Annotated in this window: 16 protein-coding genes and 1 pseudogene; 6 read left to right on the top strand and 11 right to left on the bottom strand. The window is 51.6% G+C overall.

Translation table 11 applies throughout. The annotated features are described in order from the left end of the window. From F4Y39_16710 to ychF, 8 genes and pseudogenes are all read right to left on the bottom strand, one after another. On the bottom strand, window positions 1-502 hold a 502-nt coding region (locus F4Y39_16710; protein ID MYC15363.1), incomplete at its 3' end, for an insulinase family protein. 220 nt (window positions 503-722) lie between these two features. Further along, window positions 723-953 (bottom strand): hypothetical protein, encoded by a 231-nt coding sequence (locus F4Y39_16705; protein ID MYC15362.1) that lies wholly within the window; start codon window positions 951-953, stop codon window positions 723-725. A 100-nt stretch (window positions 954-1,053) separates the two neighbouring features. After that, entirely contained in the window at window positions 1,054-2,106 is a 1,053-nt protein-coding gene (locus tag F4Y39_16700; protein MYC15361.1) for an ABC transporter ATP-binding protein, read from the bottom strand. After that, complete coding sequence (locus tag F4Y39_16695; GenBank protein ID MYC15360.1) at window positions 2,103-3,161, bottom strand: ABC transporter ATP-binding protein; 1,059 nt, start codon at window positions 3,159-3,161, stop codon at window positions 2,103-2,105. Before F4Y39_16695 ends, F4Y39_16700 begins: the two co-directional genes overlap by 4 nt. A 2-nt stretch (window positions 3,162-3,163) precedes the next feature. After that, window positions 3,164-4,145 (bottom strand): annotated as a pseudogene (locus F4Y39_16690) (carbohydrate ABC transporter permease). Beyond that, window positions 4,024-5,016, bottom strand: a complete 993-nt coding sequence (locus F4Y39_16685; protein MYC15359.1) for a sugar ABC transporter permease — start codon at window positions 5,014-5,016, stop codon at window positions 4,024-4,026. The pseudogene F4Y39_16690 and the gene F4Y39_16685 overlap by 122 nt, the downstream one beginning before the upstream one ends. After that, window positions 4,952-5,236: a hypothetical protein gene (locus F4Y39_16680; GenBank protein MYC15358.1), complete on the bottom strand. Its 285-nt coding sequence runs from the start codon at window positions 5,234-5,236 to the stop codon at window positions 4,952-4,954. The genes F4Y39_16685 and F4Y39_16680 overlap by 65 nt, the downstream gene beginning before the upstream one ends. A 95-nt stretch (window positions 5,237-5,331) precedes the next feature. Beyond that, on the bottom strand, window positions 5,332-6,372 hold the full coding sequence (gene ychF, locus F4Y39_16675) for a redox-regulated ATPase YchF (GenBank protein MYC15357.1): 1,041 nt from the start codon (window positions 6,370-6,372) through the stop codon (window positions 5,332-5,334). On the opposite strand from ychF, the gene F4Y39_16670 reads away from it, so the two are divergent. Continuing rightward, on the top strand, window positions 6,371-7,255 hold the full coding sequence (locus F4Y39_16670; GenBank protein ID MYC15356.1) for an aldo/keto reductase: 885 nt from the start codon (window positions 6,371-6,373) through the stop codon (window positions 7,253-7,255). The genes ychF and F4Y39_16670 overlap by 2 nt on opposite strands. A 47-nt stretch (window positions 7,256-7,302) precedes the next feature. On the opposite strand, the gene F4Y39_16665 is transcribed toward F4Y39_16670, so the two are convergent. Further along, window positions 7,303-7,959 (bottom strand): bifunctional nuclease family protein, encoded by a 657-nt coding sequence (locus F4Y39_16665; GenBank protein MYC15355.1) that lies wholly within the window; start codon window positions 7,957-7,959, stop codon window positions 7,303-7,305. Window positions 7,960-8,126: 167 nt separating this feature from the next. Here F4Y39_16665 and F4Y39_16660 point away from each other — a divergent pair, with 167 nt between their 5' ends. Beyond that, complete coding sequence (locus F4Y39_16660) at window positions 8,127-8,960, top strand: sugar phosphate isomerase/epimerase (protein ID MYC15354.1); 834 nt, start codon at window positions 8,127-8,129, stop codon at window positions 8,958-8,960. Here F4Y39_16660 and F4Y39_16655 read toward each other — a convergent pair whose 3' ends face one another. Continuing rightward, on the bottom strand, window positions 8,961-10,886 hold the full coding sequence (locus tag F4Y39_16655; protein MYC15353.1) for an ABC transporter substrate-binding protein: 1,926 nt from the start codon (window positions 10,884-10,886) through the stop codon (window positions 8,961-8,963). Between F4Y39_16655 and F4Y39_16650 the strand changes: the two genes are divergently transcribed. Continuing rightward, complete coding sequence (locus F4Y39_16650; GenBank protein MYC15352.1) at window positions 10,885-11,853, top strand: 2OG-Fe(II) oxygenase; 969 nt, start codon at window positions 10,885-10,887, stop codon at window positions 11,851-11,853. The genes F4Y39_16655 and F4Y39_16650 overlap by 2 nt on opposite strands. A gap of 4 nt (window positions 11,854-11,857) precedes the next feature. Here the strand turns inward: F4Y39_16650 and F4Y39_16645 are convergent, their stop codons facing one another. Then, window positions 11,858-12,907: a M42 family metallopeptidase gene (locus F4Y39_16645; protein MYC15351.1), complete on the bottom strand. Its 1,050-nt coding sequence runs from the start codon at window positions 12,905-12,907 to the stop codon at window positions 11,858-11,860. A gap of 201 nt (window positions 12,908-13,108) precedes the next feature. On the opposite strand from F4Y39_16645, the gene F4Y39_16640 reads away from it, so the two are divergent. From F4Y39_16640 to F4Y39_16630, 3 genes are read left to right on the top strand one after another with little or no spacing between them, the layout of a single operon-like run. Next, window positions 13,109-13,444, top strand: a complete 336-nt coding sequence (locus F4Y39_16640) for a killer suppression protein (protein MYC15350.1) — start codon at window positions 13,109-13,111, stop codon at window positions 13,442-13,444. A gap of 14 nt (window positions 13,445-13,458) precedes the next feature. Continuing rightward, complete coding sequence (locus F4Y39_16635; GenBank protein MYC15349.1) at window positions 13,459-14,553, top strand: HigA family addiction module antidote protein; 1,095 nt, start codon at window positions 13,459-13,461, stop codon at window positions 14,551-14,553. Window positions 14,554-14,612: 59 nt separating this feature from the next. Next, window positions 14,613-15,056, top strand: coding sequence for an SRPBCC family protein (locus tag F4Y39_16630; protein MYC15348.1), 444 nt, complete (start codon window positions 14,613-14,615; stop codon window positions 15,054-15,056).

Here is a 15,056-nt window from a genome sequence, read left to right as displayed (position 1 = left end):
TTAAGTTTGGTAAGCTACGACTTCTTTCTGTCAATACGATTTTCTTCTCCTTTTCTATGACCTCCTCATTTATCATTGTGTTGTAATATCTTTCCGAGTCTATCTCAACTGCGAGGTCAAGTTTGTCCTTCGGAAATCTCAGTATGAAGTGCGTATAATGAGTAGAAGTAAAGGCGTTTCTTTGCCCGCCATTCTCGACAATGATTTGGTTGAGTTTTCCATATTCATGGCTTCCAGTACCTGCCATGATATGCTCTAAGAAGTGTAGCCGTCCTTGTTTACCCTCCTCCTCATCTGCCGAGCCAGCGCAGTAGAAAGTCTGGTATTCAAAGGTGGGAGTGGTTCGATCTACAACGATAACGGCGTCGAGCCTGGGATTGATGGTGTAATGCTGGACGATGAGTTCTTCGGATAATGCAGCTGTGCCAATAAGTTGGTAGGCTGAACTGGTACTCGACAAGACGCATACAAGGAATGTGATGAGTGCGTAAGTTTTTATCATCTTTGATACTCGGCAAGGTTGGAAATGGCTGCTTAGTCTATATGTCTGGATACATTCTTGCACTAATCAGTATAAAATTTGGAGGTTCTTCCAGCAAGGCTGAATCACAGGACGTAGAAAAAAATAAAAAACCGCTCTTTGAAGTTAAAGGGCGGTTTTTTGATGATAAACATAAGGGAAATCGCGTGATACATCCAACACTCGCTAAAACGCTTGATATTCATTCATCCCAAATTTCTGCGTGCGTATAAAACTTCAATCGACCTGATTTTTTTCTTTTAAGAATATCCTCCATGTCCTCATAAAGCGGAGCATTCTTATCGAGGTTGAAAATTTCTGGTTTCTGTTTTGCCAATTCGATGAGTTCTTCACGAACCACCTTGCGGATAAGTCCTTCCAGTTGCTGAATGCTCAGCGTGACTGTCGCTTCTGTAGTTATATCATTGCCCATTGTGATTGTCCTCCTTAAAAATGAGAGAGGCATCTCAGTAATGGTCACCTATAGAATATATCCAAACCCAGTCGCAAAGTAAACAACCGATACTCCTGATCTACGGGTTTTCATCTGTGGTTCCCCACACCAGAACGCGGTCCGGGTCAATAGACGGGTATATCTCATCTCCGACGCGCCACTGTTGTTCACCGGAGGTCAATATCTGGATGGGTTGACCCGCCCAGTCGGCGAGCAAGATGGTCGATGCGCCGAGGTCTTCGACGACTTCGATGGTCGCGGGGATTTCGCCTCCACGGGGTGAAATATTTTCAGCACGGATACCGAGGGTGGCGTTTGAAGGGGCGTTGTGGTCTGCGGTCATGAGGGGTTGATTCGAGGCTGTGAACCATTGGTCTTGTTGCTTGTGGACGTCTATGGTGTTGATGGGGGGATAGCCAAGTTGACGGGCGACGGTCGGGGAATTGGGCTGCTGGTAGATTTCTTCGGGGGTACCGATTTGCAGGATTTTCCCTTCGGATAATACGGCGATTCGGTCGCCCATAGAGAGGGCTTCAACCCGGTCGTGGGTGACGTAAATCATGGGCGTGTGCAGGTCGCGCTGGAGGCGGATGAGTTCGACGCGCAATACTTCGCGCAATTTTGCATCCAGGTTGGTGAGGGGTTCGTCCATGAGAAAGAGTTGGGGTTGGCGCACGATGGCGCGTCCGATTGCGACGCGTTGCATTTCGCCGCCGGATAAGTTCGTGGCGGGTCGGTCCAAAAGCGGGGTTATGCGAAGCAGGTCGGCGGTGTGGGAAATTCTGTTTGCTATGTCTGTTTTGGAGAGGTTGCGCCCGGGTGCCTGGAGTGGAAATGCGAGGTTCTGGCGCACGGTTTTGTTGGGGTAGAGCGAGAAGTTTTGAAAGACGAGGGCGATGTCGCGTTCTGCAGGTAGCTGATGGGTTATGTCTGTGCCATTGACTTTTATACGCCCGGTGTCCGCTGCTTCGAGGCCCGCGATGATGCGCAAGAGCGTTGTTTTGCCCGCGCCTGTTGGGCCCAGGACGACGAGGAGTTCTTCGGCGTGGAGAGAGAGTGAGATTTCCGAGAGTGCCCGGGTTTTGCCGTAGTTTTTGGACAGGTTAGTGATTTTGAGAAATGGGGCATTCATGCGAGGGCTGTTTCCGTATCTGGATCGAACAGGCGAATATGTGTTTCATTCAGGTGCAGGTGGATTGTTTCTCCGATGGCGAAGCGGTCGGTTGAGCGCATGATTAGTTCGCCTATTGGGGTATCTACGTGTACGTAACCGTGGCTGCCGAGGTATTCGCTGAGGATGACTTTGCCCGGTATGCCGCGGTTGGTAGGGCGGATAAATTCAGGGCGCATGCCAAAGATGATTTGCGCGGGCGCGATGTTCGCGTGGATGGGGATGTGAATGTCTGTATCCGGACGGGTAAAGGACAGTCCGTTCTCGCGTTGCACAATTTGTCCGGTTAATAGATTCATGCCCGGGCTGCCGACGAAATTTGCGACAAAGAGGTCTGCGGGATGGTTGTAGATTTCTGATGGGGATCCGATTTGTCTGATTTTGCCGCCGTCCATGACGACAATGCGATCTGCCAGGCTCAGGGCTTCTTCCTGGTCGTGTGTGACGTAGATGGCTGTTATGGAGAGTGATAGTTGTTGGCGGCGTATAAATGCCCTGAGTTCCAATCGGTGTTCTGCGTCGAGTGTGCCCAGGGGTTCGTCCATGAGATAGATGTCCGGTGTGCGCACCATTGCACGGGCGAGAGAGACGCGCTGTTGATCTCCGCCTGAAAGTTGTCTGGGGTATTGGTTGAGTAGTGTTTCGATACTCAGGGCGTGGGCAACTCGGTCTATCGCCGCTTCGGTATCTGCGGGGGATGTGCCGATGTTTTCGAGAGGGAACGCGATATTTTTGCGGACGGTCATGTGCGGGTAGAGGGCGTAAAACTGGAAGACAAAGCCCACGTCGCGTTGAGATGGCGGCAGGTGTGTGACGTTCTGGTTGTCGAAGGTGATCCGTCCGCCGGTTGGATCTTCCAGTCCCGCGATCATCCGCAATGTGGTTGTTTTGCCACATCCCGAGGGTCCCAGGAGGACGATAAATTCCCCTTTGTCAACACGCAGGTCAATACCCCTGACTGCCCGCGTGCCATCGGGGTAGGTTTTTTGGAGGTTTTGAAGTTCGAGAAATGGCATGATCACTGTTTAATTGTTCCGAATGTCACACCCCGCAGCAGATGATTGCGGACGAGTACTGTGAAGATTACGATTGGCACGACAAAGATGAGGACGCCCGCGGCAATCTGCGGCCAGGGGATGCCCTGGATGTTGCCCTGAAGTCCGGCAAAATACACGGGTACGGTGATGGCTTCGGCGTTGTTGAGCGCGAGCGCAAAGCCGTATTCATTCCAGGCGGATATGAGACAGAAGACGGCGGTAACAGCCATGCCGGTTGCAGAGTGGGGTAAGATGATTTTGTAAAATGCTTGAAGTGGGCTGTATCCATCGACGAGCGCGGCTTCTTCATACGCCCGGGGGATTTCGTCTATGAATCCCTTCATCAACCAGACCGCGAGCGAGAGGTTAAATGCCGTGTAGAGGAGAATGAGGCCCAGGTGTGTGTTGGGCAGATTGAAGACGCGGTACATCATCAGTACGGGGACTACGACGGCGAGTGGGGGCAGGAAGCGGGTCGAGAGGATGAAGAACAGCCAGTCCCGCGCACCTGCAATGCGAAATCGGCTAAATCCATACGCGCAGCCCGTTCCGAGGACGACCGATGTCAGGGTGCTGAGCAGGCCGATGATGACGCTGTTTAAGAGGTAGTGAAAAAATGCGTGTGCTTTGCCCGTATGTGGTGTTGCCAGTTTGCGATAGGCGTCTGATGTGGCTGCGAAACTCAGGCCTCCGGGCGCGATGTTTTCAGCGGTGGTTGGCATGAGAGAGGCTGTGGCGCTGATCGCTGCTTCCTGAGTTTTCAGGGAGGTGAGAAAAAGCCAGCACAGGGGCAGTGTGGCGAGACAAAAATACGGGATAATAACGAGCCATCTCAAGTTCTTCACGCGCTTTCCCTCCCCTGTTTTGCCTGGATGCTGGTGATGTATCGGATGAAAATAGTTGCGAGTGCGATGACGATGAGGAGGATGACGATGCTGTAAGAGCTGCCCAGTCCGATTTTATATCCGCGAAACATGACTTGATAGAGGAGGGCACTCAATGTTTGGGTCGCGCGATCATTGGGTCCCGTGACAGCCATGACGAGGTCAAATTGCTTGAGGGCATCTGTGGTGCGCAGCAGGACTGCGAGAAAGAGGAGGGGTGAGCACAGGGGTAGGGTGATGCGCCGAAAGACGGTCCATCTGGATGCCCGGTCAATGGCCGCGGCTTCGTAGAGGTGGTTGGGAATGGCATTGAGACCGGCAAGGGCAATGAGCATCATAAACGGCGTCCACATCCAGATGTCGATCATCAGGATGGAGAAGAGCTTCAAATCGGGGTCGGTCAGCCATTGCGGTTGGTAGAGGCCAAAGACGGATAGTGCTTGATTGACGACGCCGTAGTGACCATTGAGGATAAAGTTCCAGTACAGGCCCATAACTGCGGGAGATAGCATCATGGGTACCAGGAGTATGGTGGTGATGGCGGGTTTGCCCCAGAAGGGTTTTTGAAGGGCGAGGGCAAGGGCAAAGCCGAGAAGGAGTTCGGTCGCGACTGCCAGGACCACGAATAGTCCGGTGGTGCGAAGGGCAGTGCCATAGCGCGTGTCGTCAAAGATGACGCCGTAGTTGCGCCCGCCCACGAGTTGTGCAATGCCGCCACTGAGTTCGGCATCGGTAAAGCTGAGGTAGATGTTGTAAAAGAGGGGAAAGATGTTGAACGCGATCAGAAAGATCAGTGCTGGACCCACAAAGCCGTATTTCAAAACGCCGTCTTGCACGCGCATTTCTCGAAAGGGGTGAGGGATGGATACCGCGATGGGGCGTTTCTTACTGTTCCCGTTTTCTGCGAAGTGCCAATACTTGCTTGAATATCTGTGAAATATTGCCACCATTGCGGGAGTGCAATAGCATCTGCTCTTTTGATATGACCATCATGGTGTCTTCTTTTGGGTCGGGATAACGGCAAAAGCTCGATTTTACCGCTTCACCCGTGATGCAGCAGTATTTTTCCACCGGGATTTCTTGTTCGGTATCCAGCCTGCTGGTGGTGGGTTCCAGGTCTTTGTTTGCTTCTTCGTATTCAGTGAATATTTCCGAGATTTTGGCGGCCATTATGCGATCTCCTGTTGTGGTGATACAGATCTTTGTGGAGCGTGAAATAATATGCAAAAAGGGGCTGTATGTAAAGGAAAATAACAGGGCCAATCTCAAACCTTAAACAAGAAGTGTATTACATCGCCATCAAAGATCTCTGCGTCTTTTCCTTTGACCATGAGCTTGCCCGCTGCTTTTACTTTTTGTTCGTCTCCCAGTGTGATTAAGTCTTCGTAGCGCATGACTTCGGCCCGGATGAATCCCCGCTCGATGTCGCCGTGAACTGCGCCGCCCGCCTTTGGTGATAGGGTGCCTTTTGGGATGGTCCATGCGTGTACTTCGTCGTTAACTACTGTGAAGAATGAGATCAAGCCCAGGGTTTTGTAACACAATAAGGTGAGCCGATCCAGTGCGGGTTGTTCGATGCCGAGGTCGGCGAGAAATTCCTCGCGCGTTTCGTCGTCGAGCAGGGAGATTTCTTCTTCGATCTGTGCGGATATTGCAATCCATTCAAAACCACAGTCGGCAAAATCAGCGGCTATTTCATCTATAATTCCGTCGTCGCCGATCTGGTCTTCGTCTGTGTTTAGCACTGCGATTACTGCTTTGGTGGTTAAGAAGGGATAGCTGGATGTGAGTTTTACTTCGTCTGAGGTCAGTGCAAACTGGCGCAGGGGTTTCCCTGCTTCCAGATGCGTCTGCATGCGCGTCATTAAGTCCTTTTCTTGCTCTATTCTCAGCCTGTCTTTTGTGTGCCGGTCTTGTGCTATTCGCTCCAGTCGCTTTTCTACAAAGATCAGGTCGGCGAGCAATAATTCTTCCCAAAGAGCCTGTATGTCGCGTTTGGCATCTACGTCGCCCGCTATGTGAAAGACGGTGTCGTTTTCAAATACCCGGGCGAGGAAGCAGATTACATCTACCCGCTCCAGGTCTTGAAGAACAGGTATGTTGCGTTCGGTCTGTGTGTCCAGGTCGGGCAATAGTACAAATGCCATTTCCGCAGGTACTTCGCGTGCGGGTTTGTACATTTCTACCAGCCGATCAAATCGCTCGTCCCGTACTTTTGCCTGTCCCATTTCACCTGTGTGTCCGGTTAGTAAGCGGAATAGCGTTTTTTTACCGACCTGCGGCAATCCAATTAGCCCGAGTCTCATGGTGGTAATATTCCTTCCTCATAGGAGAGGGGACCAAATTCCATTGACGGATGCAAGACTGTGCTTTAATATACAAACAATTGGGACAAAAAACTTAGAAGACGGAAAGGAGTTTACCGTGAAAACCGTCGAACTCGGCACGACTGGTATATTGGTTTCTCAACTCAGTTTTGGTACTGGTACCAATGGCTGGGGCGGGCGTTCCAATCAGACGGATCTGGGGACGCGCGAACTTGTTAACTTGCTTATCTATGGCTTTGAACGAGGCGTCACGTTTTGGGATAGTGCCGATCAATACGGCAGTCATGCCCATCTCGCAGGTGCATTGGAGCATATCGATCGCGAGCGGGTTGTGATTACATCCAAGATTCGTGCGACAACAGCCCATGAGGCAGAGCGCGATATGGATCGCATTTTGAGCGAGTTAGATACGGATTATATCGATATCGTGCTTATGCATTGTCTGACAGATGAAGACTGGCCCAGTTCCTATCGGGGTGTTATGGATGTCCTTGCCGATAAAAAACAAAAAGGCATCATTCGCGCACACGGTGTTTCCTGTCACGATATTGATGCCTTCCAGCAAGCGGCCATCACCCCATGGGTCGATGTTGTTCTGGCGCGTATCAACTATGCCGGGAAGAATATGGATGGTCCGCCCGAACGCGTTGTTCCCATCTTAGAGGAAATGGATGCCAATGATATCGGCGTTTACGGGATGAAAGTCGTGGGCCGCGGTGACCTGCCCGCACGCGATGCGATTCACTATGTTCTCGATATTCCAGCGGTTGACGCGATTACTGTTGGGATGATGAACCGCAGCGAAATCGACGAGAATATCGGCCATGTCGAAGCGCATAGCACTGTGTTGCTACCTGTTTAAAAGGCGGTGAGACGTAAAAAGTGAGACGTGAGAGGGGGGCAGTCCTCTTACGTCTTACTTTTCTCTTCTATCCGCTCAATCTCATCTCGAATTATTCCCGCGTCTTCGTATCGCTCTTCCTTGACAGCTTTATTCATCTGTTCTTTCAAAACTTCCAGCAATTCATCGGGATCCATATCTTGCCCCTGCGAATCAACACCCTGTACTGGCTGATCGGCTGCCTGCGCGATGTCTAAGACGGGTTCTTCAGGTGTGTCTTGTTCATGGGGTGGATTTAGCTGCTCAAGCTCATAACCGTATTCGGTGCGGCGGACTTTGAATCCCACTTGTTGAATGATTTTGGCATCCATATAGATGGGCGCGCCAAATTTGAGTGCCAGCACAATGCTATCACTGGGGCGGGCGTCTAAACGCACTTGCTCTCCTCGAGCAAAGAGGATGAGTTCGGCGTAAAAAATATGATCTTTTAAATCGACAATCTGCACTTTTTCAACTTCGGCATCAAAATGTGCCAGCATCGCGCACATCAAATCATACGCGAGAGGTCGCGGCATAGATTTGCCTGCGATTTCTGAGCGGATAGACCGGTATTCGACAGGACCAATTTCAATGGGTACCATCACACTGCCTTCAACACTTTGTAGCCACACCACGTTCTGTTCCGTATGATCTTGACGTAAATCCACAACCTGCATTTCAATCATGACGTCCGCCTTCCATCGCAGTAAAAAATATGTGTAGCCGTAAGGATAGTTAAAATTTCACCGTATGCAAGTTGAATTTCTACCAAGAGAAGTGAAAAGGAAGAAGTTAGAAGTTAGAAGGCCACCCTTCACACTTCCTACTTCACACTTCCTACTTCACACTTCCAATGGAGATTGCAATGCAACTTTCTCTCTCTGTCCGCGTGGCCGAAAGTTTTCGCAATAAGCGCAATTTGACTATCGCTTTGCCCGATCTCGCGGAGATTGCCCAAAGCGCGGGTTATGAAGCACTTTGCATGCGCGCTTCGGGTGTGGGTACGCACAGTCCGCCCGAACGCATTGTTGAAGTGCAACGTATTTTGAAGAGGCACAATCTCGCGGTTTCAATGGCAACCGGCGATTTTGCCATACCCGAGAATGGTGCCGAGGGACCGGATAGTTTGCGAAATATTACTCCGCATCTCGATCTGGCAGACGCGCTTGGTTGCGATTTACTGCGCGTCTGTATCAAGACCGATGCAGATATCGCGCACGCCCAACGCGCAGCCGATGAGGCAGCCGAGCGAGATATACGCCTGGCACATCAATCTCATACCCAGAGTCTTTTTGAGACGGTGACGGGATCGATTGAGACGCTTCAGAGTATTGGCCGACCAAATTTTGGGATTATTTACGAGCCTGCAAATTTGGCTCTGTGCGGTGAAGACTACGGTCCCGAGACCCTCAAACGCTTTGCACCCTATCTCTTTAACGTTTATTTGCAAAATCACGTTCCAGACCCCAATGGCGATATGCCTATGACGACCTATGTGCGGGGCACGGTTTATTCCACTTTGCGACCGCTCGATGAATCTGGTGGGATAGATTTTCGAGAAGTTTTTGATGGGTTACACAGTATCAATTACCGCGGCTACGTGACGCTACATCACGCCTTTGGCGGAGATCTGCCGCCCGATGAGGCCGCGACCCGGTCTGCAAATTTTCTGAGGTCTTTTTTGTAATCACTGACCGCTTTTCACAAATATCTGTTCGTGAAATATTGGCCGACTCCAGCCCAGAAAGGCGTTGTCGGCCACGTTTTGATATGGGACATTGCCCAGGCGACTGCTGGCTCCCCAGACGTGGTACGCGGAACCGATGGTGATGATGGGGACGTTTTCCGTGTGGAGGTCGCGCACGCGGGTCATGTACGTGCGGAGTTTTGCAGTATCGACGGTGGTCATGGCCAGGCGGACGTATTGGGTGGCTTCGCGCAGCCAGGGGGGACCTTCGTCCCAGGCTTTTTGATGCCAGTAGGGTACGTTTTTAGCCAGGATAGCCCAGCCAATGGGATAGGTTAAGGGGGCGTTGGGTCCTTCGAGGCCCCAGTAGTGAACATCGTATTCGCAGTTGTAGCGGCGAGGGACGATGATGTCGCGCAGGCCCCCGTTGAGGTTGACTTTGATCCCTATGGCTCGCCAGTGGTCTGCAACCAGTTCAGAGACGGGTTGGCCGTTGAACATGCCGCCGGGATGTACGAAGTCGATGGTGAGTTCAAAGCGTGAGCCGTTTCGGAGTTCGCGGATGCCATCGCCATCGGTGTCGATATAGCCTTCGCTGTCGAGGAGGCGTCTGGCTTTGTCGGGGTTGTATTCGGCGTATTTTTTATAGGCTTTTGGAGAAAAGTAAGGGCTTATAGGCCCAAAGGAATAGCCCGAGGGGTCGAGGAGGCCGTGGAAGACAATTTCGTCAATTTCTTCGCGGTTTATCGCGTGTGAGAACGCGATGCGGACGTTTTTGTTGCGGAAAGCTTCTCGCAATGCGGGGTTGGGCGCGTCCCAGTTGAGGTGGTAGGCCGGTCCTCTGTTGGGTCCGGTGAGTCGGAGATTGAATTTTCCGGTTTTCTCTTTTACTTTGAGGGTGGGGAACATGTCGATGCGGGTATAACGCCCGATCAGGTCGAGTTCGCTGTTGATGAATTTTAGCAGAATGACCTGGGGGTCCTGGATGACGTTGAAGATGATGCGGTCGGCATAAGGGAGTTGATTGCCCGCTGTGTCTATTTTCCAGTAGTAGGGGTTGCGTTCATAGATGATGCGCTGACCCCGGATCCATTCGACAGGGATCCAGGCTGAGATGCGGGGAATGCCGGGCTGCAGGAGCAATTGCGCTCTGGTCGTGGCTTCTCGAAAGGCGTTGTAATCGGTTTTGGGATTGTATTTGGGGTGCAGGGGCGATAGGACGTGTTTTGGCGCGGCGATTAGAGCGCGGCTCAGTTCGTGGAGTACGCGACCCAGGGGTTTGGGTGAGGAGATTTCGAGGGTGTGTGTGTCGATTTTTTTGAACCGCATGGGTTTGCCATCTACCATCCATCCGGCTGGTGGAAAGGGGTTTTGACGGGCGTTGTCGTCAAAGGTCATGTCGTAATACCAGAAGAGGATGTCGTCAACGGTGAATGGGTGGCCGTCGGACCATTTGACGCCTTTGCGAATTTTGAAAATTGCGACTTTGCCGCTGTCCTCATAAGTAAAGTGCTCAGATAGGTTGTATTGGATGCTGTTTGGAAAGGGGCGTTCGTAGCCCATCAGGTTTTCGTTGAGGGTTTTGTTGGGTCCCGGGGTTTGCACGATGTCGCCGGTGAGGGCGCGTCTCAATGTGCCGCCATAGGTGCCGATTTCTTCGATGGGCACGATGACGAGAGGATTTTCGGGTAGTCTTTCAGAGACGGGTGGGAGTTTGCCCTGTTTGACCTGTTGTGAGAACATGGGGGCTTCGCTAAAGGTGCGGTTCTTAAGTATGGCAGGGTCGATTTTGAGGGGGGCACGGGTTTGAGGTATGTGTTTTTGAGCGCTGGATGAGGATTGGGTGGGCGTGTTCTGTCCCGGGTCGGGGGCGAGGCATCCGAGGAAGAGAAGAGATAGGCAGAAGCAGGGTAAATGGTGGTTCATGTTAAACGCTAAGAGGCTCACTATGGGTATCCTGAACCGGGGCGAACGCGCTCCCGACTTTGTTCTTCCGATAATGGACGGTTCTCAAACGCGCTTTTATTCCCGCGCAGGCGGTCGTCCGACGCTTTTGATTTTTACAGGGGAAGAACAGGTTTTGGAAGGTTTGGAGCGTTCGGAAGAGGTAGATGTTTTTGTTGTTGGTCCATTGGGACTCGCGAAGGCCAATGTCACTGTATTTATCGACGGTGAAAACGCGGTTGGCAAAGCTTATGGTCTCGAGGGAGATTTTGCCGCGTTTGCGCTGGATGCCAATCTGCGGGTTCTGTTGGGGATTGAGGATCCGCAGGCTTTTGGTCAGGTTTATCAGGCCCTTGAGAGCCTGCCTTCTCATCGGGCGATTGATGTCGATGTCCAGGCGCCCGTTCTGCTCATTCCAAATGTTCTGACTCCAGATATCTGCCAGGCGCTTATCAATGTGTGGGCGACACAGGGGAATATAGAGACCGGGGTTGAAAGCTCCAGATCTGGCATTCGACGCGATGTTATCGATTATGAGAACAAAAAGCGGCGAGATCACGAGGTTACCGATGCCCGCCTTTTGCGTTTGCTTACTTCTACGGTGGGGCGCCGGGTTATGCCCGAGGTGCAACGCGCTTTCCACTACCGGGCGACGCGTTTTGAGGGTTTCAAAATAGCGTGTTATGACTCGGAGAGTGGGGGGTTTTTTCGCGCCCATCGCGATAATCTCAGTCCTTCAACTGCCCATCGCCGCTTTGCGCTTACGCTCAATCTCAATGATGATTATACAGGTGGGTATCTCGTTTTTCCCGAGTTTGGTCCCCACCGCTATCGCCCGCCAGCAGGCGATGCGATCGCGTTTTCCAGTTCTTTTCTCCACGAGGTCCAGCCCGTGACCCAGGGACGTCGGTTTACGTTGCTTTCGTTTTTGTTTCATGAGGAGCAATGATCCGTTATACCATGTCCCAATCCGTGCGGTGGCCTTCTTCGAGAAAGGCTGCCAGTAGTTGGATGGTGGCGTCGATGTCGTCTTTGTCGGCCAGTTCGATGGATGTATGGACGTAGCGCGTGGGGATGGAGAGGGTGATTACGGGCACTCCGGCTCGAATTCGCTGTATTCCGCCTGCGTCTGTGCCGCCCCGGGGCAGTATTTCCATCTGGTATTTGATGTCGCGCTCTTTTGCGAGGGTTTTCATGTGTGAGACCAATCCCGGATGTGAAATTGAACTGGAATCCTGAATTTTTATTGCAGTGCCATCCCCCAGGCGCGTGACCTGTTCGTGTTCGGGGATGCCCGGTATGTCGGCCGCCAGTGTGATGTCCAGTGCTACGCCCACGTCTGGATTTACGCCAAAAGCACTCGCGGTTGCACCCCGCAGGCCAATTTCTTCCTGTACTGTGGCTACGGGATATGTTTCAAAGGCGAAGGATTCGGCCCGTTTTACGGCTTCGATCATGACATATACGGCGATCCGATTGTCCATGGCTTTGCAACTTACGCCGTTGCCGATTTCGACAAAGTCGCGTTGTAGTGTTACCATTGCACCGATTTCGATTTCTTCTTTCACGTCGTCGGCTGACATGTAGAGATCTACGACAAAGTCACTGACGTCCAGTTTTTTGTTGCGGTCAGCTTCTGTCTGGATATGCGGGGGTTTTACTCCGGGGTAGAGCAGACCTGTGTGGTCTTTTTCGGTGCCAGCGACGGTGACGCGCTGTGCGACCATGTTGCGAGGGTCATGTCCACCCAGAGGTACGAGGCGCAAGAGGCCCTGTTTGTCGATGTGGGATACGACAAAGCCTATTTCGTCCATGTGCGCGGCCAGCATTAGTTTTTTGGGGTTCTCGCCCGCGCTTGCGTTCTTTTTGATGATTAAGTTGCCCATTCCATCTACGCGAAGTTCATCTGCGATGGGTTCCAACTCTCGCCGCACGATTTCGCGCAACCGCTCTTCGCGCCCAGGTACTCCCGAACATTCACACAATTCTTTTAATAGCTCCATGCTGATCTCCTGTTATTGATTAGGCGAGGAATAGTAGGTTCAGGAATATAGCAGGTTAATATGGTCTGGCAAAGAGGCTTTTCACACTGGCGTCCAGATAGTGGTGCTCCTGCTGCCAGATTATTCTTGCCTCTCTGAATAAAACCTGATAATATATTACCTATTAGGTAACGAAAAAAGCGATTAATAGGAGTCGGGGTATTGGACATCACCTTTCGAACAAGTAAGACCGCGAGAACTTTTAACTCTGCTCGCTTACTCCAAAGGGTGTATGGCCCTCGTATGGCAAAGGTGATTATGATCCGCCTCGCTACGCTAAAGGCCGCCGAGACATTAGAGCAGGTGCCCACGACTCCGCCAGATCGGTGTCACCAGCTTCGAGGAGATCGCGACGAGCAATATGCCGTTAATCTTGTCTATCCCTATCGGCTAATTTTTGAGCCTAATCACAATCCTATACCACGGAAGGAGGATGGAGGAATAGATGCGAAGAAAGTGAGTGCTATCACGATCATTGAAGTGATCGACTACCACTGAACAAGGAGCGAGCAATGGCAGCAGTTCATGAGTATCTTCCAGACTATGCGGTCCCGCCGGGCTGGGTTTTGGAGGAGCGTTTGGAAGCGCAAGGTATATCCCAGGCCGAGTTCGCGCGGCGGTGTGGGCGCTCTCCGAAGCTGATCAGCGAGATCATCTCTGGGAAAGCCTCCCTTGAGCCAGCGACGGCATTACAGTTTGAAAGAGTGCTGGGCGTTGACGCGAACGTATGGCTCGGCATTGAAGCCGCCTACCGTCTTCAATGCGCCCGAGAATCCGAGGCGGAGGAAGCCGCCAAATCTTCAGAGTGGTTGAAACAGTTTCCGGTTAATGAACTCGTGAAACGGGGTGTTCTTCGCAAGTCAAAGTCAGATGTGGAGTCTGTGTCTGGGTTGCTCTCATTTTTCGGAGTTGGTTCGATTAAGGCCTGGCACATGAAGTATAGTTTGGCGAATGTAGCATATCGACATTCGCCGAGTTTTAAGAGCGATGAGATTGCGCTGGCAACGTGGCTCCGGCTCGGAGAGCTTGATGCAGAACAACAGGATTGCGCCGACTACAATGAGATGCGTTTTAAGCAGGCGTTACAAGAGATTCGCGGGCTGACGCAAGTGTCAATAGAAAAAGGGCTACCCGCTGCACAACAACTCTGCAATCAAGCTGGCGTTGCGCTGGCTCTAATCAAGCCGTTACCGAAAACAGCCCTTAGTGGTGCAGCGTGGTGGCTTTCCCCTCGGAAGGCTATAATCCAGTTGAGCGCACGCTACAAGACAGACGACCATTTGTGGTTCAGCTTGTTCCACGAGGCCGCGCATGTGCTTCTCCACAGTAAGAAAAGCGTATTTATTGATGGCATGAAACAGGGTGAGATTGCGGACCTTGAAGCCGAAGCGAATGAATGGGCGACAAATAGGCTGGTGCCGAAGCGGGAGTGGGAGCGGTTTGTTGCAAGTTGTCCGTGCGAAGAGGAAGTGGTTTGTGCATTCGCTGACGAACAGGGTATTGCCCCGGGTATCGTCGTCGGGAGGCTTCAACATGAAGGCCATCTTCCCTGGAGGGAATTGAATGGACTTAAGGTCCGCCTGGAATGGAAAGAGGTGGCATCTTAAACTGTATTTTACGAACTTGCTTGCTATTTAAATAATAATAACCAATGGAGGAGGATGAGATGGCCAAGGCTAATGTTTTTGTCAGTTCAGTGCTCGACGCTTCAGTAGATGCTGTGTGGGAAAAGATTCGCGATTTTAATGCGTTGCCCGAATGGCATCCCGCGATTGCAGATAGCCATATTGAAGGTGGTGAATCCAGCGATAGCGTGGGCTGTATTCGCAATTTTAATTTGCATGATGGCGGGAATATTCGCGAACAATTGCTGACGTTGAGCGATGTTACTTTTACGTGTACGTATTCTATTCTCGAGTCGCCTATGTCGGTTGAAGACTATGTGGCAACGCTGAGTTTGACGCCTGTTACGGATGGCAATCGAACGTATATTCAGTGGACTGCAGAATTTGGCTGTCCAGCAGATGAAGAAGAGGAACTGGTCGATTTTATCGGCAATGGCGTTTTTCAAGGCGGTTTTGATTCGCTCAAGGGTATTCTCGCGGGATAG

It is taken from the genome of Gemmatimonadota bacterium (genome assembly GCA_009838845.1).
Lineage (GTDB): Bacteria > Latescibacterota > UBA2968 > UBA2968 > UBA2968 > VXRD01.
This window is presented reverse-complemented; position numbering and strand designations above follow the sequence as displayed.